Annotated in this window: 13 protein-coding genes; 9 read left to right on the top strand and 4 right to left on the bottom strand. The window is 66.7% G+C overall.

The features are described 5' to 3' along the window. Positions 1-205 precede the first annotated feature (205 nt). The 3 genes from FHX60_RS18620 to FHX60_RS18610 all read right to left on the bottom strand — a co-directional run bounded on the left by FHX60_RS18620 (position 206) and on the right by FHX60_RS18610 (position 10,950). Positions 206-469 (bottom strand): hypothetical protein, encoded by a 264-nt coding sequence (locus FHX60_RS18620; protein WP_183284165.1) that lies wholly within the window; start codon positions 467-469, stop codon positions 206-208. Next, entirely contained in the window at positions 466-9,483 is a 9,018-nt protein-coding gene (locus FHX60_RS18615) for a hemagglutinin repeat-containing protein (protein ID WP_183284164.1), read from the bottom strand. The genes FHX60_RS18620 and FHX60_RS18615 overlap by 4 nt, the downstream gene beginning before the upstream one ends. A 231-nt stretch (positions 9,484-9,714) precedes the next feature. Then, positions 9,715-10,950 carry a CaiB/BaiF CoA transferase family protein gene (locus tag FHX60_RS18610; RefSeq protein ID WP_183284163.1) on the bottom strand — a complete coding sequence of 412 codons (1,236 nt, stop codon included), beginning with the start codon at positions 10,948-10,950 and terminating at the stop codon, positions 9,715-9,717. A gap of 124 nt (positions 10,951-11,074) precedes the next feature. Here FHX60_RS18610 and FHX60_RS18605 point away from each other — a divergent pair, with 124 nt between their 5' ends. From FHX60_RS18605 to FHX60_RS18585, 5 genes are all read left to right on the top strand, one after another. Next, the gene (locus FHX60_RS18605; RefSeq protein ID WP_260164091.1) at positions 11,075-11,920 is read left to right on the top strand and encodes an IclR family transcriptional regulator; all 846 of its coding nucleotides are present in this window, start codon (positions 11,075-11,077) and stop codon (positions 11,918-11,920) included. Between the two features lie 138 nt (positions 11,921-12,058). Beyond that, positions 12,059-13,057 carry a tripartite tricarboxylate transporter substrate binding protein gene (locus FHX60_RS18600; protein WP_183284162.1) on the top strand — a complete coding sequence of 333 codons (999 nt, stop codon included), beginning with the start codon at positions 12,059-12,061 and terminating at the stop codon, positions 13,055-13,057. A 41-nt stretch (positions 13,058-13,098) separates the two neighbouring features. Then, positions 13,099-14,277: an acyl-CoA dehydrogenase family protein gene (locus FHX60_RS18595; RefSeq protein ID WP_183284161.1), complete on the top strand. Its 1,179-nt coding sequence runs from the start codon at positions 13,099-13,101 to the stop codon at positions 14,275-14,277. A gap of 473 nt (positions 14,278-14,750) precedes the next feature. Continuing rightward, on the top strand, positions 14,751-16,001 hold the full coding sequence (gene cqsA, locus FHX60_RS18590; RefSeq protein WP_183284160.1) for an alpha-hydroxyketone-type quorum-sensing autoinducer synthase: 1,251 nt from the start codon (positions 14,751-14,753) through the stop codon (positions 15,999-16,001). A 51-nt stretch (positions 16,002-16,052) separates the two neighbouring features. Further along, a complete protein-coding gene (locus FHX60_RS18585) occupies positions 16,053-17,390 on the top strand; it encodes a sensor histidine kinase (protein ID WP_092312184.1) in 1,338 nt (445 codons plus the stop codon). 39 nt (positions 17,391-17,429) lie between these two features. Here the strand turns inward: FHX60_RS18585 and FHX60_RS18580 are convergent, their stop codons facing one another. Beyond that, a complete protein-coding gene (locus FHX60_RS18580) occupies positions 17,430-18,644 on the bottom strand; it encodes a CaiB/BaiF CoA transferase family protein (RefSeq protein ID WP_183284159.1) in 1,215 nt (404 codons plus the stop codon). 432 nt (positions 18,645-19,076) lie between these two features. Between FHX60_RS18580 and FHX60_RS18575 the strand changes: the two genes are divergently transcribed. The 4 genes from FHX60_RS18575 (at position 19,077) to FHX60_RS18560 (ending at position 23,023) form a co-directional block, all read left to right on the top strand. Then, the gene (locus FHX60_RS18575; protein WP_183284158.1) at positions 19,077-20,102 is read left to right on the top strand and encodes an acetamidase/formamidase family protein; all 1,026 of its coding nucleotides are present in this window, start codon (positions 19,077-19,079) and stop codon (positions 20,100-20,102) included. Positions 20,103-20,128: 26 nt separating this feature from the next. Continuing rightward, positions 20,129-20,338 carry a XapX domain-containing protein gene (locus FHX60_RS18570; RefSeq protein ID WP_092312193.1) on the top strand — a complete coding sequence of 70 codons (210 nt, stop codon included), beginning with the start codon at positions 20,129-20,131 and terminating at the stop codon, positions 20,336-20,338. A gap of 31 nt (positions 20,339-20,369) precedes the next feature. Next, positions 20,370-20,561, top strand: coding sequence for a DUF1427 family protein (locus FHX60_RS18565; protein ID WP_012355164.1), 192 nt, complete (start codon positions 20,370-20,372; stop codon positions 20,559-20,561). Positions 20,562-20,659: 98 nt separating this feature from the next. Next, on the top strand, positions 20,660-23,023 hold the full coding sequence (locus FHX60_RS18560; protein WP_446333869.1) for an acetamidase/formamidase family protein: 2,364 nt from the start codon (positions 20,660-20,662) through the stop codon (positions 23,021-23,023). Positions 23,024-23,053: the final 30 nt, after the last annotated feature.

Here is a 23,053-nt window from a genome sequence, read left to right as displayed (position 1 = left end):
TGATCGCCCACAGGACGGCGGCAATGGGGAACGCTATGACAACAAAAGATCAATAGACTCCTTAGCATCTCGGGACAACTTCTTGTACTGCTCGTCCGTTGGACCTGGTAGTCCAACCATCCATTCCCCCATTTCTTTCCACCGACAACGGGTATCGAATATGATCCGGGGCGGGATTCCCGCAGAGATGGGTCCTGGTGGATTTTCATGGAATCAGGAATACCCATTGAGAGCGAACAAAATTCACAACTGCGGAAATTGATACTGCAATAGTTATTGCTGCCCAAAACCCAATGGATGGTTCCTTATACAAGAGCCAAGCCAACAGGACACCACCGGTGATGAGCGTGGATTTAAACCAATATAGAAATCTTTCCTTGCCACTACCGTTTATTTTTTTTCCAAAAATTAACCGAGTTAAGATTAGTGATATGGCTGTCAATATGATCGTTCCGACTTCCAAGCTCATTGCTTTTCTTCCTTAATTTTTTTGATCGTATTGTCGAGCCCCCACCACGAATTGGTTGCAGGGTCTAGTAATGGATCAAGAGAGCCACCTAGACTTGTTGCATTTCCGACCGGCACCCCAATTTGCTTTCCGGCGAATATTGGCGCAGCTTTTGTAATGCCCAAGACAACTTTCTCAAACCAAGCCCCGACCTCTCCCGCCCAACTATTGAGATTCGCTCCGTAGGATGCGCCAACCGCTCCCCCCATTGCGGCACCAATTGCTTCCGCAGTGGATACGGAGCTGCCCGTAACATAATTGATTGCTCCCGCTGCCCCTAGGCCGGTTGCCGCAGCTTGGCATGCGGCGCCCCCAGAAGCAACGCAAGCAGTGGCAGCCAAGGCTCCCTTTCCAATTCGCTCGTAAACCAGATTCTTGTCTCGAAGCTCCACTTCAGTCAGCCCGGTTCCAATATTCTGCTGCCCGCGATCGTATGCAGTCTGATTGCCGGATATGTGCTGGCTGTTGTAGTCAGGATTCGAATAATTCGGATCAGTCTTTGAGCCGTCACAATTGAGGTTCAGGCAGCCGACGATACTCCGCACCTCATAGTCGTGCTTACCGTCGGCGGCATCGGCAGTTTCCTTGTCCGAGTTTCGGAGTATTTCCGCCACGATGCGGCCCTCGGCCTCCCGCTCGGAGATACCAAGCTTCTGCGCAACGACTTTGGCATTCTTCTTGGCAAAGTCATACTCGCTTTGGTGTAACTGTCTGTTGAAGCGATCGACGTTCGTTCCCATCGCCGCCCCCGCTCCACCGCCCACCACCACGCCAAGCCCGCCTGCCGCGATATTCGCCGCCAAGTTGCCAAGCGCCTCGTTCAATCCGGCATTACCTGTATCCACGCTATCAGCCACCAAATTTCCGAACGTTTCGAGCGCAGGTGCCGCCAACGAAGACGCCCCGGCAGCAGCCGCACCAGCCAGCGCATTCCCGCCACCCAACCCGGCCACCAACGCGCCACCCGCCGCATGCAGCGCCGCACGATAGCCCCCACCCTCCTTCCAGCCGTCAATGGCCGTCTGGGCATCAGCCATAGCCGCGCGGTTACCGTCACTAGGATCCTGTTCGTAAGCAGCCTTGGCCTGATCAAAGGCCTTCTGCGCCTCCTTTTGCTTGTTGGTCGCAATATCGCCCACCGTCCTCGCTACCGCCTCGCCCGCAGACTGTGCTGCTGCCATCATATCGGCCTGCTTGTTGAGGGTGTTGGCCACATCCGGATTCTTGCCCACCGTACTATTGGTATTGACTGTATCCCGGTTCAGGCTCGCCAAGTCCTGTTTCTGATTGTCCGGAACAGTGATGTTGATCGTGCCCGCCGATACGCCAGCCTGGCCGACGCCGCGCTGGCTGCCACTGTCATGCTGGGGCACCATCATGCCGATACCCGCGGTATTGCTGCCAGAGGTCGGACCACTGTTGCTCTGCCCCACCGGGCTTCCAAAGGCGCCACCCGCTGAGATGCCGCCTGAGGTAGCCCTATAGTCCGAGCGATTCTGAACATCGCTCCAGCTCAACGTGCCGGTGGTCAGCCTGTTCTTGTCGGCACCACCCGTACTGGCGATGACCCCGCCCTTGAGGTCCGTATTGCCTTTGACTTGGATGTCGAAGCCACCATGGCCCGCGCGGATACTGGACTGCTCGCTGACGTTGGCGTAGCTGCCATCGGCTTTACCTTTGGATGCTGAAAAGCTGGCCGACCCGCCGCCCTGGCTTATGCTGAACCCACCGCCCATGCTTTGCTGGCGTGCGTGCATTTCCTGGGTGTCCTGCCGGCTGGCAAGATTCAAGTCGCCGCCGACGTCTGCCGAGACCTTGCTGCCGCTCACAACGCCGCCAAGGATAGTGGTGTCGTTCCCCGACGCTATGGTGACGGTATCGCTACCGGTCACATGGCTGTTGACCTGGGTGGCGCCAGCACTGTCCGAATTGCCCTTGGCCTTGGACGCCGAGGCCGATACACCGAAGCCCTGTGCTCCATACGAGATGCCGACGCTCGCACTACTCGATTTGTTGGTGCTGTGGCTCTCCTCGGTATCGGTAGCCGACACGATATTCACGTCGCGCTTCGCGCTCAGTGCGACCTTGGCGGCAGACACATCCGATCCGACGATGTTCAGGTTGCCGGCTGTCTGGTTGCCGTTGGCGTCGACGCCGATTGCCACAAAGGCCGCGTTGCCGCCTGCCGTGACGCGCGAGCTGGTGTGTGTAGTGCTCTGTTCTGTGAGGGTCTGCTTGCTCTGGCTGCTGCCAAAGGAAAGTGTCACGGCGGCTCCGGCGACCGGATTGGCTCCGTTCGCGAGCGCGCTGCCGGCATCGTACGCATCGCGTGCGGACGCGATGCCCCACAGGGCCGCGGCGCGACCGTCCTGGCTCTTGCCGGCCAAACTGATCTTGTTGCCAGCATTGATGGCTGCACCGATGGCGCCGCCTGAGACGCCCAGCGTGAAACCGCTTTGCCTGACCTCATGCGTCTCATCGTGGTACCGCGTGCCCGCGGCGGCTTCGACGGTCACGTCAGCGCCAGTCCCGGTAATGTCCCGCGCCGCGATCAGTTCGCTGCCGGTCACCTTCAATGCGCTGCCTGCCTTCAAGTGCACGCTACCATCGGTACTGCCAACCAGGCTGGCGGTCGGCGTCAGAGCGCTGTCGTTGATCGTGTCCTTTTGGTCGCGCTTGCCATAGGAGAGCCCTGAGCCGGTTGCACCCAAGCCTGACTTGGCGGTGCGTTCGAAGCTGTGGCTGGAACTGGTGTTTTGCGCACTGGTGATGGTGAGGTCGCGGCCCGCATCCAGGTTCACATCGTGGGTTGCGGCCACGGTGGAGCCAGCGATAGTCAGGTCGCGCCCGGCGCTGCCCTCAACGTTGTCCGCCGATACGACCGAGCCAACCGCAACCTCCTGTCTCTGGCTGCTTTCGCGTGTCGTCTGCTCCTTCGACAGGAAGCCGGACTTCTTCTGCTCCGACCAGTTCTGCGCGTCGTGCGTCTCACTGACCGTGCCGATCCTCACATCACCCGCTGCAATCAATGATGCGGTGCCGCCACCGTTGCCATCCTTGCCGGTGCTCACCGAAGAACCCAACACCGCCAGGTTGCCGGCCCCTGCATTCGACGCCGCATCCGGCGACACGTCCAGGCCCTTGCCCTGCAGCACCGCAGTTACCAGCGGCTCCTGTCCGGCCGCCAGCGTGGCGTTGGTGCCGGCGTGAACCTGGCTGCCGCGAGCGGTTTCGTCGTAGGACGACTGCGTGTATTGCGCACCCTTGCCGCCCAGCGATCCTTCCCTGTGCGTATGCGTGTCGATCGCGGCCGTGACGGTGGTGTCGCGGCCAGCGACCAGCGCAGCATTGTTGCCGGCCTGCAGGCTTGACCCGGTGAGGGTAGCATCGCGTCCCGCCACCGCGACAACGTTCTTGCCCGCCTGGACCGTGCTGCCCACGTGCGTGGTGGTCTGGTCGTGGCTGTAGCTCCGCCCGCCGCGTGATGCCGTATCCTGCATGGTCCCCAGCGCCACCGTGCCCAGGTTCAGGTCGCGCCCGGCGGCCAGCAGCGCGCTCTCGCCGGCGTCGATCGCACCGCCGCGCTGGTTGATATCCCGGCCGGCCAGCACGGCCGTGGTGCCCGTCGCCGAAATGCCCGCCACCGCCCCGATGCCGGTTGAGCCAGCGCTATAGCCGTTGGCCAGTGTCCTGACCGCCGTGATGGTCTGGGTCTCGTTGTCAACGTCCCGCCCGGCCGCCACCAGCACATCCTTCCCCGCAATACGTCCGCCCAGATTGCGCACGTCCTGGGAGGCCTGCACGACGGTCGAACCGTCGCCCAGGCTGTCAATGGCCCCGCGGTTGACGATATCGTGGCCCAGCACCTGCGTCGCCACATCGCCCACGATACGGCCGCTGTTCTGGACGGCACCGGTAGCGTTGACGGCGACGGTGTTGCCCAGCACCAGCGCACCGGATGCGTTCAGGTCCACCGTATTGGCTTGCGCCAGGTAGAGCTTGGGCACCAGCACGGACTGCCGGCTGCCATCCGCCAGCGTGACGTCTTGCGCGACCAGCCAGACCATGTCGGTGGTGAGCTGCGCCATCTGCTGCTCGGACAGGCCGATGCCGGGGGTCAGCCTGAAGCTCTTGGCGTAGGCGGCGCCATTGGTCATCAGCGCCTTGTATTCCTCCAGCTGGTCGGTGTAGCCGGCCAGGAAGGTACGTCCGGTCAGTGCGGTGACCTGGTCGCGGATCAGCTTCGTTTCATAGAAGCCGTCGCCCAGGCGTTTCTGGATCTTCTGCGGATCCCGTCCCAGTTCGCCCAGCATGTAGTCGCTGGAGATGAACGACTTGTATTGCGTGAAGCGCGCGTCGGTGGCAATCAGGTAAGCAGCGTCCGGTGCCGTGCGATAGGTGAAGAGACCGTTGGTCGGCAGTGTCAGGCTGGGGATGCCGCCCTGCGCGGTACCCAGCGTCTGCGGCCGACTGGCCTGCCCGCTGGCGCTGCCGACTGCGGTGCCTGCGTCGCCGCCACCGCTTACCCCGCCGCCGGTCACGGTCTGGCCTACACGGTTGACCGTGGTGACCGAGACGTCCTGCGCCGTGGTCTGCACCGCCTGGTTGGACGACGCCATGGCAGGCAGCGCCTGCACGGTGGTCGGGTTCTGCGGCGTGGTGGGATAGGGCACTACTTGTGTGTCGCTGTTGCTGCCCGTCTTCTGGTGCCAGTAGAAGGTCGAGGTCTCGGTCGTACTGACCGACTGCTGCAGCACGGTACCGGTATCCTGCACCGTACCCCCCGTTGCGCGGCGCACCAGGTCGCCGCCGGCGGCCATGATGGACGACTGGTTGACGATGTTGCCGCCGTCGCTGTTGATGCGGATGGTGCCCTGAGCCTGGATCCTGGCCGGATCGCTGGCACTCACCAGGCGATCCGTCGCGGTGGTGGTGGCCACCGTGCGGGAGATCTCGCTGTAGTCGTGGCTGTCCGTGCCCAGGTCGTAGCGGGTGCGCACCTGGTCCGGGCGGATCTGCGTGGCCGGATTCCAATCGGGCCAAAACGTGATCTTGTAGGTCGTTCCCGTGTCCTCGATGTCCTTGTAGTACTGAACCGGGTTGGTGCCAATCTCCCGGGTGCCGAGCAAGGGCTCCGGGGAACCGCAATCACTGTCGGTGCAGCCGATGCTGGGCCACGCGATGACCCATTCTTCGGTCAATGGCTGTGTCAACGAAAGCGTCTTCGCGCCAGTATCAAGATTGGCGACCTGGGACTTTGGCACTTCCACCGTCACTGGCTGCGCAAGCGCATTCATCATGCCCGCGCTGACGGGGGCATTTTCACCCTGCCAGCGCCAACCGGGAAATGTAATGCTGTAGTGCCAGTTGGTGATGCTCAGGCCTGCTGTCCAGGCTGACAGCGTTTGCCGCGCCGTCTCCACCGGCGTGCCTGCCTCGGCGACGATGCTGGTGCGAGTATTGCTGACAGCGTGCGCGGCGATATCGATATCGCCATCTGCCTCGATCGTGGCGGAGCGATTGGTCAGCACATTGACCTGGTTGACCAGCATGCCGCCGGCATCGCGCGCGCCGTCACGCGCAATTTCCAGGTTGCCCTCACTGTAAAGGGTTGCCCCGTCGACATTCGAGACCGAGTCCGAGGCGTAGATTTTCAGATCCTGCGCAGCAGCAATAAGGGCTGGCTGGCCGCTGTTGCTGACGACAGCGCCCTGCACCTTGACCTGGTTGCCGATCACCGTGCCGGTATTGCTGAAGGTGGCGCTTTGCACCTGCACCGTATCGCCCTCGATGCGCCCGGCATTGGTGATCGTATTGTCGGCCTCCACCAGCGTCGCAGCCGAATTGAGCCTGGCGCCGGCCGCGTTCACGACATTGGCGCCGTGCACGGTCAGGCTGCCAGCCGCGCCAAGTGTCGCCGTGTTGGTCACGTCGCCGGTGGCCGCGACGCGCATGTCCCGGTCCGCCCCAAGCTTGTTCGCGGCGTCGTTGGCATAGTCGCCCACGACGTCCAGCGTGAGGTCGCGCCCGGCGGTCATCTCGCCGCTGCCGCTCACCGCTGCCTCGACTGCGATGTCCTGGTTGGCGCGCACCATCCCGTCCCGGTTCGACACCGACGCCACCTTGAGGCTGACATCCTCCCCGCCGAGCACGGACCCGCCGTCGTTGGCGAGCGTGGCACCGGCCTGGTCGAGCGTCAGGCCCTTTCCGCCGTAGAGACTGCCTCCGCGGTTGTCGATGCTGTCTCTGACGGCCAGCGTCAGTGCATTGCCGGCCAAGATCTTGCCATCGAGTGTGTTGTCGAGTGCCTGTGCGTCGATGACCAAGGCGCCGTTGCCGCCAAGAATCCCGCGGGTATTGGCAATGGTGCTGCCCGACGTCACGGTCGTCGCGCCGTCACCGGCATTCGCCAGCCGTCCGCCGGCGTTGTCGATGCTTGCCGCCGACACGTTCATTTGCCCGTGCTGGCCATTGGCCGTGAGCGTACCGGCTGCATTGCGCAGCGCACCGTCGGCAACTGCCGTCAGGTTGCCCCCGCTCTGTATCGAACCCGAGGCATTGTCCACCTGGCCGTGGCTCGCCACAGCAAGGCCCGTGCCGCCGTAGATCGTGCCCTGCGTGTTGCCCAGGGCCCCGCGCGTGGCGATAGTCGCGGCACGCTGGGCAGAGACGGCCCCGCCCGCATTGGCAAGCGTCTCTGCCTGGGCCACCAGATCGCCGTTCGTCTGGATAGCGCCACCGGCATTGGACAATGTGCCGGAACTCGTGACCGTCAAGGTGCCGGTGCCCGCATGGGCGACCTTGCCGGCATCGTTCACGATGGTCTGCCCGGCCACGCTCAGATCACTGCCATTGGCCGTGACCGTGCCGCCGGTGTTGTCCAGGTGGCCGCCGGCGCGGATGGCAGTGGCAGCCTGGCCGTATTGGGCAATGGTGCCGGCGCGATTGGCCAGATCGCCCGTCGTGCCGATCCCGAGCTGGCCGCCTTCGATCTTCCCGCCGCTGTTATCCAGCGACGCGGCTGCCAAGGAAAGCGTCGCGGCCGACATCGTGCCCTGTCGATTACTGGCGGCGCCCGCGACCATGGCGGTCAGGGCTGCGCCCGCAGACACGCTGCCACGATTGTTGTCCAGCGTCCCGGCCTGGACTCGCGCATCGCCCTGCGCGTTAACCTGTCCGTGGTTGATGAGCGCGCCCGCGGCTAACTGCACATTGCCGTTGCCGCCAATCATGCCGCCCTCGTCACCGGTCGCGGTAGTGCCGGCCTCGTTGGTCAGAGCCCCCGCAGCGGTGACCGCCAGGCCGTCCGCATTCAGCGATACCAACCGACCGGCCGAGTTGTCCACCGTGCCGGCATCGACAGTCAGCGCCGCGCCGGCCTGCACGATGCCTTGCGCATTATTCACGGCGCCGACGGTCTGGATGCGCGCGGCCTCTTTCGCCACGATCTGGCCGCCCTGGTTCGAGACGCTGCCGGCCGCGATGGTGGTCGCGCCTTCGCTGACCATGCGGCCGCGGTCGTTGACCAGCGCGCCTTTGGCGCTCGCGTTCAGGGCTGCACCAGCGGTGGTCGTCGCGCCCGTCAAGTCGAGATTGCCGCTGGCAGCGGCAAGCGTCAGGCTGCCAACGGCTGAAGTCTGGCTGCCGGCCAGCATGACCGACGCACCCTGCACGCTGGCGTTGCCGCCCGCCACGTTCCTGCCGGTGGCCGAAATGGTTCCGGTCGTCGACAGCGTCAGGTCACCGCGCTGATCCACCGTGCCATCGGCGTCGACCCCGGCACCAAGCGTGCCGGTGGAGGCAATACCGTCCGCAACGATCTGCAGCCCCTGCCGGGCCGCCAGCGTACCGCTATTGGAAACCGTGCCCCCGGTACTGACGGACACCGATTGCGCACCATAGGTGATGCCGCTTTGGTCGATGCCGTCCCGCGCGGTGATCGCCAGGCTGCCGCCGGCGTTGGTCTGCCCGCCCAGCACGAGCTTGCCCTGTGCGGTCAGGGTCAGGTCGCCCGCCTGCGCTGCCAGCACGCCCGGGGACGACACCCCTACGCCTTGTTCGGTGGAGGCCAGCAGAATCTTGTTGGCGTACATGCCACCAAGCTGGCTGACGTCGATGCCCAGCGCCGGCGCCGCCCCGCTGCCCGCCACCGGTGTTGCGGCCAGCGTGGTCCGATCCACCTGATTTGCACCGGCAATGACGTTCAGGTTATTCGCATAGAGGGATGCGTTGACTTGTACCGCACGCGCGATCAGGTCGACCTGGTCGACGCTGGTCGCATTCAGTCCCGCGCCTTGCACGGAGATCTGGCCGCCGGTCACCCGGTACGCATCCAGGCTACCGGTACCGCCGTATACGGGCATGCCAGTAGTCAGCGTGGCGCGGCTGGTGTTGATAAAGCCAGCGCCGTCGACCAGGATGCCGTTCGGGTTGGCGACGATGACCTCGGTCCGCGGTCCGGCCACCTCCAGGTAGCCGCGCAATTGGCTCGGCAGTGTGCCGGTGGCCTGGTTGACGATGATGCGGGCCGAGCCGCCCTGCAGCAGGTTTGGGTTGCCGTTGACGTACCCCGCTTGCCGGGTAGCCACGATCGACGGCGAATTGTTCAGGATGACGCCAGCCTTGGGTACGTCGAACTGGGTGTAGGCGTTGACCGACACGCCGGCGGTGGACGGCCGTGTGATATTGACCTGCTGCAGCCCGTTCGCGGTCTGGACCACGGCGGGCCGGTTGGCCCCCGCGTGCGGGTCCACCACCACCTGTGCCATGGCTGCCGATGTCAGCACCCCCATTGCATAACAGGCGGCCAAGACCGTTGCCCGCGGGCCGAGGCGCTCAATGCCGGTGAACGCCGAAGCCGGTGTTGCGCGTGATCCGGCGCTGCGCCCCTTGCCCTGGCCGCTCGCCGACTCCTCCACCGCCACCAGCATGGCACGGCACCGATTGAAGACAAGGCGATAACAACGGCGATTCATGATCTGGACGACGGCACAGAGGTTGACACATGCGCAGCATTACCCAAATCACTAAGGAATAAATGTCAAAATTTCAAAATGAGACAAAAAAATAAAATCTGAATTGTCCGATTGATTCTCTAAAGAAATAGGCGTTGATGGTCAGCAAAGGGGCGTACGCCGCCAGGTTCTGCTGACCAACACATCCTCCAACGCGCCGGCCATTTCCCAGCATCGAGTCGCCCCAATCCCTCAAACCACCCCCTCCCCCCGCAACCGCGCCAACTCCTCCTCCCCAATCCCCAACTCCCCATAAACCTCCGCATTGTGTTCCCCCACATCCGGGCCGGTACGCGGTAACGGCGGCGCATACCCCGAAAAACGCGGCACCGCGCAAGGCGCCGGCACCGTGCCCAGGTCCGCATCGGGCAGCCGCACGATGGCCTGGCGCGCCACCATCTGCGGGTCCTCGACGATATCGGCGATGCTGAACACCTTGCTGAACGGCACTTGGCATTGCTCCAGCCGCGCCGCCGCGGCGGCGTAGGGCTGTGCGGCAAACCACTCGGCGATGCAGCCGTCGAGGGCTTCGATATGCCGCACGCGGCCGGCGTTGGTTGCGTACTCCGGCGCCTGGGCCAGTTGCGGCGCGTCCATGGCCTCGGCCAGGCGGCGGAAGGTGGCGTCGGACGAGGCCACCACGGTGACCCAGGTATCGTCGGCGGTGCGGTACATGTTGGACGGCGCGGCGTAGGTGGTGCGGTTGCCGGCGCGCTGGCGCACATGGCCGAGCTGTTCGTATTCGATGGCGAGCGGGTCCAGCAGGCGGAACAGTGCCTCGGTAGCGGCCAGGTCGATCTCGCGGCCGGGCTGGGCTGGTCTGGCGCGCTGCTCCGCCACCGCGGTGGCGATGGCAAAGGCGCCGAAGAGTCCGGCGATCATGTCGCCCACCGGATAGTTCATATGCATTGGCCCGCTCTGCGCCGTGCCCGCCAGGTTGGTAAAGCCGCTGCGGGCTTCGAAGATGCGGGCAAACCCCGGGCGCGTCGCATCGGGCCCGGTCTGGCCGAAGCCGGTCAGCCGCAGCACGATCAGCCTGGGGTTGGCCGCGTGCAGGGTTTCAAGATCGAGTCCCCATCGCGCCAGCGTGCCGGTGCGGAAATTCTCCACCAGCACGTCGAAGCGCGGCAGCAGGCGCAGGAAGATCTCGCGGCCGCGCGGCGTGCGCACGTCGAGTGAGATGCCGCGCTTGCCGCGGTTGGTCACTTTCCAGTACAGCGCGTGGTCCTTGGTGACGGGCTCGAGTCCGCGCAGCGGATCGCTGCCGTCGGGCAGTTCCAGCTTGACCACCTCGGCGCCCATGTCGGCGCACAACGTGGCGGAAAACGGTGCCGCCACCACGGTGGCCATGTCGAGGATGCGCAACCCGGCGAGCGGGCCGTTGCCCGGTGCTTGGGGCGATACAGGTTGGGCGTAGGTGTCTGGCATGCGGGTCTCCGGCGGCAGGTTTGTCCGCTGCAAGGTGGCAGGCGGCCGCCCCGGACGCAAGCATGGTTTCGCTGTGCGGAACGGTCGTGCTACAACATTGACGCCCCCTTTTCCGGAACCCAGCATGGAACCCAAGCAACCACCGCACAGCATGGACCGCACCCCGGAACTCCTGCCCCTGCCCGGCCTGGCCAGCGAGGACGCCCTTGCCACCGACCGCCAGTTCGCCACCAACCTGTCGCGCGGGCTGGAAGTGCTGCGCGCCTTCACGCCGTCCAGCCCGGTGCTGGGCAACCAGGACATCGTGGCGCGCACCGGGCTGCCCAAGGCGACGGTGTCGCGGCTGACGTACACGCTGGGGCTGCTGGGCTTTCTCAGCCGCGTACCCGGCAACCAGAAGTACCGGCTCGGCGCCGGCGTGCTGGCGCTGGCTTATCCGATGCTGGCCGGGCTGGCGATCCGCCAGGTGGCCCGGCCCTATATGGAGGCCATCGCGCGCGAAACGGGCTGCACCGTGAACCTGGGCATGCGCGAGCGCCTGTCGGTGGTCTACGTCGACAGTTGCCGGCTGGACCCCGGCAACTTCTACCAGCCGGACATCGGCAGCACGCGCCCGCTGCTTGCCAGCGCGATCGGCCGTGCGGTGCTGCTGGCGTGCAGCGCGGACGAGCGCACCGCGCTGCTGAACCGGCTGCGGGTCGAAGACCCGCAGCGCTTCAGCCAGGAGCGCCAGATGTGGACGGAGGACCAGAAGCATTTCCGCGCGCACGGCTATTGCCTGAGCCGCGGCGAGTGGCGGCCCGAGATCCACGCGATCGCGGCGCCGTTGCGCCAGTCGCTGCACGAGGACCCGTTCGCGCTGAACTGCACCATCGCGGCATCGCGCAATCGCGACAACCTGCTCGAGCGCGACGTGGCGCCCCGGTTGCGCGAAGCGGTGCGGCAGATCGAACTGAGCTGCGCGCGCTGACCCGTTACGGGACAGTGGCGCGGCGCAGCCTGCCGGCAATTTCGCCGACAGGACCATGACAGCGGCCCGACAAGAGGCCTGCATGAGACCGACCTCGCGCCTGGCAACGTCCCGGGCGCAGGCAACCAAGGAGACAAGATGGATGCCTTTTACCCATGGCGCCGGCTCGCTGCCGGCATGCTGGCCTGCGCCGCGCTGACGCCTGCGGCGACGCTGGCCGCCGCCGACGATGCGGCACGCTTCCCGGCCCGCCCGGTGCGGATCATCGTGCCGTTCTCGGCGGGCGGCGTGGTCGACTCGGTCACCCGCATCACTGCCGAAAACATGGCAAAGGTGCTGCAGCAACCGGTGATCGTCGAGAACAAGACTGGCGCCGGCGGCGCCATTGGCACCGACCTCGTCGCCAAGGCGCCTGCCGACGGCTATACGCTGCTGGCGGTCAGCCCCAGCTACGTGGTCGGGCCGCTGCTCAATCCGTCGATCCAGGGCAAGGGCGGCAAGGACTTCCGCGCGGTGGCCGGCATCGGCGGGGTGCCCAACGTGATCGTGGTGCCGGCCTCGTCGCCGCTGCGCACGCTGCCTCAACTGCTCGACGCCGCACGCAAGCAGCCCGGCACGCTGACCTACGCCAGCGCGGGCATCGGCACTTCGAACCACCTGTCGGCGGAATTGCTGGCGCAGATGACGCGCGTGAAGCTGACCCACGTGCCCTACAAGGGCCAGCCCGAGGCCCTGAGCGACCTGCTCGGGGCGCGGGTGTCGATGATGGCGCTGACCTCCGCCATTGCGCGCCAGCAGGTGCAAAGCGGCAAGCTGCGCGCGCTGGCCGTGACCTCGGCCAGGCGCACGGCGGTGCTGCCGGACGTGCCCACGGTGGCCGAGGCGGCGCAGCTGCCGGGCTATGAAGTGGGCGCGTGGTTAGGGTTGGTGGCGCCGCAGGGCACGCCAGACGCGGTGGTGCGCAAGCTGGCCGACGCCGCCGCGCGCGCCACCGCCGACCCGGCCACGGCGCAGCGCCTGGCCGAACTGGGCATGGACCTGGCACCGCAACCCGCGGCCGCGTTCGACCGCTTCCTCGATGCCGAAACGAAGAAATGGACCGGCGTGCTGAAGACCGCCGGCATCACGGCACAGTAGCCGCGCCACTACCACCGTCAACCCACCACCGGAACCCCTCCATGATCCGCGACTCCGCCCGCCAGAAAGCGCTGCTTGCCGAACTCCGCCGCTTCGTGCTGGAAACCTGCATCCCGCTCGAAGCGCAGATCGACCAGACCGATGTCATCCCCGAGCCCGTGGTCGAGCAGATGCGCCAGCTTGGCCTGTTCGGCCACAGCATCCCGGAAGCCTACGGCGGCGCCGGGCTGACCACCGAAGAGCTGGCGCAGGTGAACATCGAAGTGTCGCAGGCGGCCACGGTGTTCCGCGCCCGCTTCGGCGGCAATACCGGCATTGCCTCGGAGTCGCTGGTGGCCGACGGCACTGAAGCGCAGCGCCAGCGCTACCTGCCGCAGCTGGCCTCCGGCAAGGTCACCGGCTGCTTCGCGCTGACCGAACCGGAAGCCGGGTCCGATGCCACGGCGCTGCAGACCACGGCCAGGCAGGACGGCGACCACTACGTGCTGAACGGCAGCAAGTGCTTTATCACCAATGCGCCGATCGCCGACCTGTTTACCGTGTTCGCCCGCACCGACCCCGGCACGCCGGGCGCGCACGGCATCAGCGCCTTCCTGGTCGAGCGCGGCACGCCGGGCCTGAGCACCAGCGAGCCGGAACGCAAGATGGGCCAGCACGGCTCGCCCGTGGGCGACGTCTACATGAAGGACTGCCGCGTGCCGGCCAGCGCCATCGTCGGCGGCAAACCCAATGTCGGCTTCAAGACCGCGATGAAGGCGCTGAACAAGCAGCGCATCAACCTGGCCGGCCTGTGCGTGGGCCCGGCGGTCCGGCTGGTCGACGAGATGGTCCGCTACGCGGCGCAGCGCCGCCAGTTCGGCAAGCCGATTGCCGACTACCAGCTGGTGCAGCAGATGATTGCCGAAAGCAACACCGAACTGCACGCGGCCCGCGCGCTGGTGCTCGAGACCGCGCGCAAGCGCGATGCCGGCGAAGATGTGACCATGGAGGCGTCGATGTGCAAGCTGTTCGCCTCGGAAATGGCCGGCCGCGTGGCGGACCGCGCGGTGCAGGTGTTCGGCGGCAGCGGGTATATGGCCCGCACCGTCGCGGAGCGCTTCTATCGCGATGTGCGGCTGTTCCGGCTCTATGAAGGCACCACCCAGATCCACCAGCTCAATATTGCGCGCCGCACCCTGGAAGCGCGCGGCGCGGCGCTGGAGGGCGCCGGCGCGGGCTGATTGCCGGATCGATGCACTACGGCAGGGCGGCGGCGCGTGCGCACAGCCGTCCTGCACCGATGCGCGGCCGCCAGTGCCGCGCCGCGGCAAACCTTGACCTTCCATTGCAGCGCACCGGGCCATCCCGCGCCCGGCTTCGCGCAAGCTCAGCACAAGTGCTTAATCGAGCATATTATGTGCGAAAAATCCCCAGAATACCCGCAGCCTTGCGCTGCCGCGTGACCGTTTAATCTGGCCAACCTAGTCTGCAAACAGACGTTGGGATTGGTGGAAGTCCCGTCACAATCGTTGGCTAAGACTGGCACAGTGGTCGCTACATGAACCGCGTCCCCGTGGTACGCCGGCATACGGCGCGCGATCGGGAGACGTTGCGCACTGCACCCCCCACGCATGGGCGGCTGGCTTTGGCGCAGGCGCCATGCAAGCCTTGCCAATTCCCCCCGATTTTCATCCGACCTGTTGAAGGACTACCGATGTTCGCCGATGCCGAGCCTGTGCAATCCCGCCACCATGCCTGCCGCAACAAAGCCCCGACCCTGCCGCCCTGGATCACCACGCGCATGGCACAGCATTTCGAAGAACGCATGGGCAAGCTGTGGGGCGGGGACCACCTGCTGCACGGGCTCACGCCCGGACCCGACGCGCTGCACCTGAGCAGCAACGACTACCTGTGCCTGCTGGGCGAGGCGTCGCTGGTGCAGGCGCAGATGCGGGCCTTTGTCGATGACGCGCCGGAGCTGCTGATGTCGTCCGTGTTCATGCACGGCGATACGCCGCAGCGGCGCGTCGAGCGCAAGATCGCCGACCTGATGCAGGCCGAGGACGGGCTGATCGCGCAGTCCGGCTGGGCCGCCAACGTGGGCCTGGTGCAGTGCATCGCCGGCCCCGGCGTTCCGGTCTATATCGACATGAACGGGCATGCCTCGCTGTGGGAAGGCATCATCGCCGCGGGCGCGCAGGCGGTGCCGGTGCGCCACAACGATTGCGATCACGTGCGCCGCCAGCTGGAGCGCTTCGGCCCGGGCGTGATCATGGTGGATTCGGTCTACAGCACCACCGGCAGCGTGGCGCCGCTGCTGGACTATGTCGAACTGGCCGAAGCCTCCGGCTGCGTGCTGGTGGTGGACGAATCGCACTCGCTGGGCACGCATGGCCCGCGCGGCGGCGGCCTGGTGCCGGCACTGGGGCTGTCCGAGCGCGTGCATTTCCGCACCGCTTCGCTGGCCAAGGCCTTTGCCGGGCGCGCCGGCTATGTGGCCTGCTCGACTGCCTTCAAGGACTTCTTCGCGGTCGAATCGCGGCCGGCGATCTTCAGCTCCGGGCTGCTGCGCCACGAGATCGCGTGGTTCGACGCGGTCACGGACTTCATTGCCGCCGCGGACGAGCGCCGGGCGCGCCTGCATGCCATCACCCGCGAGACCCGGGGCGCGATCGCCGCACTGGGCTACAACATCAGCGAGGGCTCGGAGCAGATCATCGGGCTGGAGGCGGGCACCGAGCCGCAGGTAAAGGTGCTGCGCGACGCGCTGCAGCGGCGCGGGATCTTCGGCGCGGTATTCTGTGCGCCGGCCACGCCGAAGAACCGGGCATTGATGCGACTTACGCTGCATGCGAAACTTGGCGCCAACGAAATCGACCGCCTGGTCGGCGTGCTCGCCAGCATCCGCGATGAAGTCCGGCTGGAAGAGTGGTCCTCGACGCGCCGGGCCCGGCGCAAGTCCTGAAAATCCCACAAGCGGGCCGATCGCAGGCATCCGCGAGGAGTAGTCCTGGAGATGGATGCAAAGGTAGCGCAAGCGGAGGACGGCCGCCCCACCCTTGCCGGGCTGGCCCGCCAGGCATGGCAGGCCGTGTTCGAGACCGCCGCGCGGGCCACGCTGCTGGACGAGGAGAGCGTCATCCGCCTGCGCCGGATCCAGATGGTGGGGGCGCTGGGCGTGGTGGGACACCCGCTGTACTACGTGATCTGGTCCTATGTGTTCCCGCAGCCCTATGAAAACCTGTGGCTGCGGCTGGCCTGCACCGCGCTGTTCGTGCCGCTGCTGTTCGCCTCGGCGTTCTCGGGCCGGCGCTGGCTGCCGCCCTATGCGCTCTTTGCCATCACGGTAGGCCTGCCGTTCGCCTTTATCTTTTTCTACCTGGAGAACGGCGGCTCGATGGTGTGGGCCGAATCGGTCATCATCGCCGTGGTGATCCTGTATCACTTCAACACCGCGTTTGCCACCATTGCCCTGTTCGCGGGCGCCGCGGCGGCGATTGCGCTGTTCGTGCTGGCGGGCAATTCCATGGGCGGCATCCCGTGGGAACCGGTGCTGCTGCAGTTGCCGGTGATCGGCTTCGTGATCGCGGTGCTGGTGGTGATCAAGATGGACCGCCAGCTGCTGGCCGAGCAGAAGCGGCGCGGCATGGCCGCCGCGCTGGCGACCGTCGCGCATGAACTGCGCACGCCGCTGACCAGCCTGGCCATGACCGCCCGGGGCCTGAAGGCGCGGCTGCCCGCGGCGCTGGACCAGGACACCCCGCAGCGCGACGGCCTGATGCAGGCCGTGGCCCGGATGGAATCAGACCTGGCCCATATCAGCAACAGTATCGAGCTGCTGGTGGCCAACTCCAAGAACCCGGAAAACGCCACGCGGGCGCTGTTCGAAGTGGGCGAAGTGATCCGCGACGCCGTCGGCCGCTTTCCGTTCGAACCGGGCGACATGGAACGCGTCACGGTCGACCTGCCCGGCCCCGCCTACGTGATGGGCAACGCGCAGCTGTTCGGCCTGGTCACGACCAACCTGCTGAAGAACGCGCTGGAAGCGATCCGGCGCGCCGGCAAGGGCACCATCCATATCCGCTGCGAGGTCCGGCCCGATGCCGTCCACGTGGTGTTCCGCGACACTGCCACGGGCGTGCCGCCGCAGGTGCTGGCGCGGATGTTCCAGCCCTTCTTCTCTTACCCCGCGCACCGCGGCACCGGCATCGGCCTGGCGTTCTGCCAGAAGGTGCTGGGCAGCTGGGGCGCGGGCATCAGCTGCCGCTCCGAGGAGCACGTGTTTACCGAGTTCGACATGCGCTTTCCGCGCAAGGGAAAATGGCCCGAGCCGCAGCAGCCTGACGCGTCGTAGCCCGCGCCGGCCAGCCGCCGGCGCGGCTTGCGCCAGCCCTTACACCACCCCTGCGGCCTTCAGCGCGGCCACCTGCCCGGCGTCCATGCCGAGCAAGTCGCCCAGCACGCGCTCCGTGTCCTGCGACAGCAGCGGCGGCGCGGCGCGCACCGGCACGCGCTCGCCGTCGAGCCGGTACGGCGGCGCCAGCACCTCGACGCGGCCGGTTTCCGGATTGGGCAGCTCTGCCAGCAGGCCGGCTTCGGCCGAGCGCCGCGAGCGCAGGGCCTCGAGCAGCCCCAGCACCTCGCCGCACGGGATGCCGGCGGCACTCAGGCGCGCCAGCAGCAGCTCGCGCGGGCGGCGCGCCAGTTCGGCGCGCAGTGCCGGCAGCAGCGCCTGGCGGTTGGCCGAGCGGCCGGTGTTGGTGGCGAAGCGCTCGTCGGCGGCCAGGTCCGGGCGCTCGATCACCTCGGTGCAGAAGCGCTGGAACTGCGCGTTGTTGCCGACCGTGATCACCAGCGGGCCATCGGCCGCGTCGAACACGCCGTAGGGGACGATCGACGGATGGGCGTTGCCGTACTTGGGCGGGTCTTCGCCCATCAGCAGCGCCTCCAGGCCGTAGTAGGCCGTGATCATCAGGCCGCAGTCGTACAGCGCCATTTCCACGTGGCGGCCCTGGCCGGTGCGCTGGCGGTCGTACAGCGCGGCCAGCACCGCCTGCGCCGAATACATGCCAGTGAACATGTCCACCACCGCGGTGCCGAACTTGAGCGGTCCCTGGCCTTCTTCGCCATTCAGCGCCATCAGGCCGGCCTCGCCCTGCACCACCAGGTCGTAGCCGGGGCGGGTCGCCTCGGGACCGTTGCTGCGGTAACCGGTGATCGAGCAATAGACCAGCCCCGGGTTGATCGCCTTCAGCGCCTCGTAGCCCAGCCCCATCTTGTCGATGCCGCCGAACTTGAAGTTCTGCACCAGCACGTCGCACTTCGCCGCCAGTTCGCGCACGATGCGCTGGCCTTCGGGCTGCTGCAGGTCGATGCCGATGGACTGCTTGTTGCGGTTGGCGCTGTTGAAGTAGGCGGTGTTGCGCGTACCCACGCGCAGACCCCAGTCGCGCGTATCGTCGCCGCGGCCGGGGTGCTCGACCTTGATCACCTCCGCACCCAGGTCGCCCAGCGCCTGCGTGCACATCGGTCCGGCCAGCACGCGGGACAGGTCCAGCACGCGCACGCCGGCCAGCGGCAGGCGCGGGGAATGGTTGTTATCAGCCATGCGGCGATCTCCTTGTGTGTGTCTCTCGGGCATGCGAAGGATCGGCCCGGGCTTCGCCCGGATTTTGCACTGTCAAGGCCTGATCGACAATTCCATGGATCGTTGACACGGTGTCAATCAAAAATTAACAGTCCACCGCCTCCGCCCAGATGGCGGCGGCGGTGGCTGCGGCGCACAGCGGGTTTACCTTAGTGCGCGGCTACACAAGAGTTTGGGGGGAATCGCCCTACTGCCCGTGCCTGCGCCATCCCTAGTATTGACTCACCGCGGCGACGCAAGCCTCGCCAGCGGAAACAGGCCAGACCCGCCTGCGACGCATCGCCGGTTTCCCCGCCCCATTCGACCAGGCCAGCCGCTCACCCGCTGAACGGCTGTGGGCCCGGTCGCCGATGCGGTCGTGGATACGGCGGCAAAAAAACCAAGGAGACCATCATGCTGCACGACCTGCCCGCCCGCCCCGAGACCATCCACTGGGGCTACTTCGATGCCACCCAGGCGCCCGCGCTGACCGTGAAGAGCGGCGACCTGATCCGCGCCGAAGCGGTGACCCACCATGCCGGCGACGCCCCCGACCTGATGATGGACGACGCCATCCGCGAGATCTACCGCAAGGTTCCGCACGACGATCGCCACCCGGGCGTGCACATCATGACCGGGCCGATCTATGTCGAAGGCGCGAAGCCGGGCGACGTGCTGGAGGTGCGCTACCTGCAGATGATTCCGCGCTTCCGCTTCGGCGCCAATGTCGCAGCGAACTGGGGCCAGCTGTACAAGGAGTTCGAGAAGGAACGGGTCACCATCTACGAGCTGGACCAGGCCTCCAACACCGCGCACGCGCTCTACGCCTATGACTATCCCGGCAAGCTGACCATCCCCGGCAAGGTGGTCGACGAGCGCGAATGCTGCCGCCAGCCAGCACTGGCCGGCGTGCGTGTCCCCGTGCGGCCGCACCTTGGCACCGCCGGCGTTGCGCCCGACGCGCGCGGCCGCGTCACCACGGTCGAGCCGGGGCTGCACGGCGGCAATATCGACAACTGGCGCATCGGCGCGGGCGCCACCATGTATTACCCGGTGCAGGTCGACGGCGCGCTGTTCTCGATCGGCGACCCGCATATCTCGCAGGGCGACGGGGAAGTCAGCGGCACCGCGATCGAGGCTTCGCTCAACGTGCTGTTCCAGATCGTGCTGCGCAAGGACTTCCATTTCCCCTCGCCGCTGCTGGAAACGCCGGACTGCTGGGTGGTGCACGGCTTCCACGAAGATCTCGATGAAGCCGGCAAGAACGCGGCCCGCGACATGATCCACCTGCTGACCGAGCAACAGGGGCTGTCGCGCGACGATGCCTATTCGCTGATGAGCGTGTCGGCGGACTTCGGCGTGACCCAGGTGGTCGATGGCACCCAGGGCATCCACTGCACCATGCCGCGCACCATCTTCCCGCCCAAGGCCAAGGGCTGAGCCGGCGGCTGCCACGGAGAACGCGCATGCAATACGTCTACATAGGCCGCAACGAACTGGTGGCGCTGGTGGTCGGGCTGGTCACCGGCACCCTGTATTCCTGGCTCAACCTGCCGATTCCCGCGCCGAATGTCACCGGCGGGATCTGCGCGATCCTGTTCACGTACATCGGCTACCTGATCGTGCACGCGTGGCGCCGGACCATCGCCTTCGGGCGGCCGCCGGCCAGCCACTGAATCATCGCAACTCATGCGTTGGGGGAATGACATGGTGGAAATCGCATTGGGCAGTACCGAACTGCAGGCCGCGGCCGTTGGCCTGGTCACGGGTCTTCTTTACACTGCGGTACGGGCGCCGATACCGGCCCCGAACGTGCTGGGCGGCATCTTCGCCATCTTCGGCACCTTCGCCGGCTTTGTCCTGGTAGCCGCGATGCGGGGGCAGCTTCTGATCGGCTAAGGCATCGCCGGGCCTTCGCCAGCAACGTTGCGCCGGCGCGGCGGACCGCCATGTCCGCCGCCCCGGCGCTGTGGCAGTCAGACGCCAGGGAGGCTCCATTGCATCTACAGCGTTTTTCCACCGAAGCATATCCGCGCAACCGGCGCGGCGCCGCATGGCGCGACGAACTCAGGGCCGCGCGCCTGCATTGCGAAAGCCTGTGCGCCGACCACACCCTGCACGGCACGATCCAGTCGCGCACCACGCCCGCCGGCATCGGGCTGACCTGCATCGCGTCGGTGCCGCAGACGCTGGCCATCACCGCCGGCGACGGCCGCGGCCTGATGCTGCTGATGCTGACCGAGGGCGAAGCGCACCTCGCCAGCCCCGACCTGCGCGAGCCGTTGCGTCCCGGCCAGGTGGTCTGCGTACCCGAGCACGCGGCGCGCAAGGTGGCGCTGATCACCGGTTTCCGCCTGCTGATCGTGCATATCGGGCAGGCCTTGCTGCACGCGCGCATCGCCGCGCCGTTGCCGCGCTCCGCGCTGGTGCTGGGCGGCGACGCGGCGGAACTGTTCGCGCGCCTGCTGCAATCCATGGCGGCCAGCATCGACACCCTGGTGTGCGCCGGCGACCGGGCGGTCCAGCCCTTCGACAGCACCATCGTCGCCTGCCTGGGCGCGGCCCTGGCCGACAACCAGCCGAGCGCGCCGCCCGACATGACGCCGTCGCGCGCGGCGGTGTTCGCCCGGGTCTGCAGCCGCATCGACGCGCGCCTGGCCGAGCCCGAGCTGAGCCTCGCCGCCATCGCCGCCGACGAACACATGTCGGCCCGCTACCTGCAGAAGCTGTTCGAGAAATCCGGCAGCAGCTTTTCCGCCTACCTGCGCACCAGCCGGCTGGAGCGATGCCGCGCCGACCTGGCCAATGCGCAGTACGACAAGCTGTCGGTCTCCGACATCTGCTATCGCTGGGGCTTCAACGATGCTTCGCACTTCAGCCACGCGTTTCGCGAGCAGTTCGGGATTTCGCCGCGCACGTACCGCGAGCAGGCCGCGGGCACGCCCGCGCAGCGGCCGTCGCTGAACGTGTCGCGCGGGCTGCCGGCCGATGCCAGACGCGGTCCCGCGCAACAGCGCGCTGCGGCCCACGACGGCGTGCGCGCACGCGTGCAGCCCGGCCCGTCCGTGGTGCCCATCACCCAGGCCCGCTCGCACGCGGCCCGTCCGGAAGGCCGGCACCACTGGCTGCAGGCCACCGACAAGACCGTGCATTGGGGCTACCTGAGCCACGAGCTGCCGCCCGTGCTGGAAGTGATGTCCGGCGACACGGTCACCATCGAAACCCTGACCCAGCACGCCTCGGACGACCGCGAGCGCATGATCGACGGCGACCCCGGCGCCGAAAGCGTGTTCCACTGGACCGCCGAGCAGAAGAACGTCGACCGCCGCGGCGCCGGCCCGATCGACGCCTCGGTCTACGGTCGCGGCGCCGGCGAGGGTTTCGGCGTGCATATCTGCACCGGCCCGGTCGCGGTGCGCGGCGCCATGCCCGGCGACGTGCTGGAAGTGCGCATCCTCGACGTGCGCCCGCGCCCGTGCGCCAACCCGCGCTTTGCCGGCCGCGCCTTCGGCAGCAACGCCGCGACCTGGTGGGGCTTCCACTACCGCGACATGCTGACCGAGCCGCGCGAGCGCGAAGTGGTGACGGTGTTCGAGATCGACTGCGAACGCGCCGACGGCCGCGCCCGCGCGGTCTACAGCTTCCGCTGGACGCCGCAGCGCGATCCGTTCGGCGTGCTGCATCCCACCATCGACTATCCCGGCGTACCGGTCGACCACGACACCATCGTCAAGAACCACGACGTGCTGCGCGATATCGAGATCCCGATCCGTCCGCACTTCGGCGTGATCGCCGTCGCGCCCGCGCAGGACGGCCTGATCGACTCGATCCCGCCGTCCAGCTTTGCCGGCAACCTCGACAACTGGCGCGTCACGCGCGGCGCCAGCGTCTACCTGAAGGTGGCAGTGCCGGGCGCGCTGCTGTCGATCGGCGACCCGCATGCGTCGCAGGGCGATTCCGAGCTGTGCGGCACCGCCATCGAATGCTCGCTGACCGGTGACTTCCAGCTGATCCTGCACAAGAGCACCATGATCGAACGCGGCGCGCCCTTCGCGGACCTGAGCTACCCGCTGGTGGAAACCGCCGACGAATGGATCCTGCATGGCTTCAGTTCGCCCAACCACCTGACCGAGCTGGGCCAGATGGCGCAGAGCCACATCTACCTGAAGTCCACGCTGGACGACGCCATGCGCGATGCCTTCCGCAAGACGCGCCGCTTCCTGATGACGGTCAAGGGGCTGAGCGAGGACGAGGCGGTGACGCTGATCTCGGTGGCGGTGGATTTCGGCATCACGCAGGTGGTCAACGGCAACTGGGGCGTGCACGCCATCATCAGGAAGGCGTTGTTTACGCGGTCGTGAGGGCAAGCCGGGGCCCGCTGCCGGGCCCTA

This window comes from Cupriavidus alkaliphilus, assembly GCF_014191175.1.
Lineage (GTDB): Bacteria > Pseudomonadota > Gammaproteobacteria > Burkholderiales > Burkholderiaceae > Cupriavidus > Cupriavidus alkaliphilus.
The sequence above is the reverse complement of the archived record's forward strand: the minus strand, read 5'-3'. Positions and strand labels throughout refer to the sequence as shown.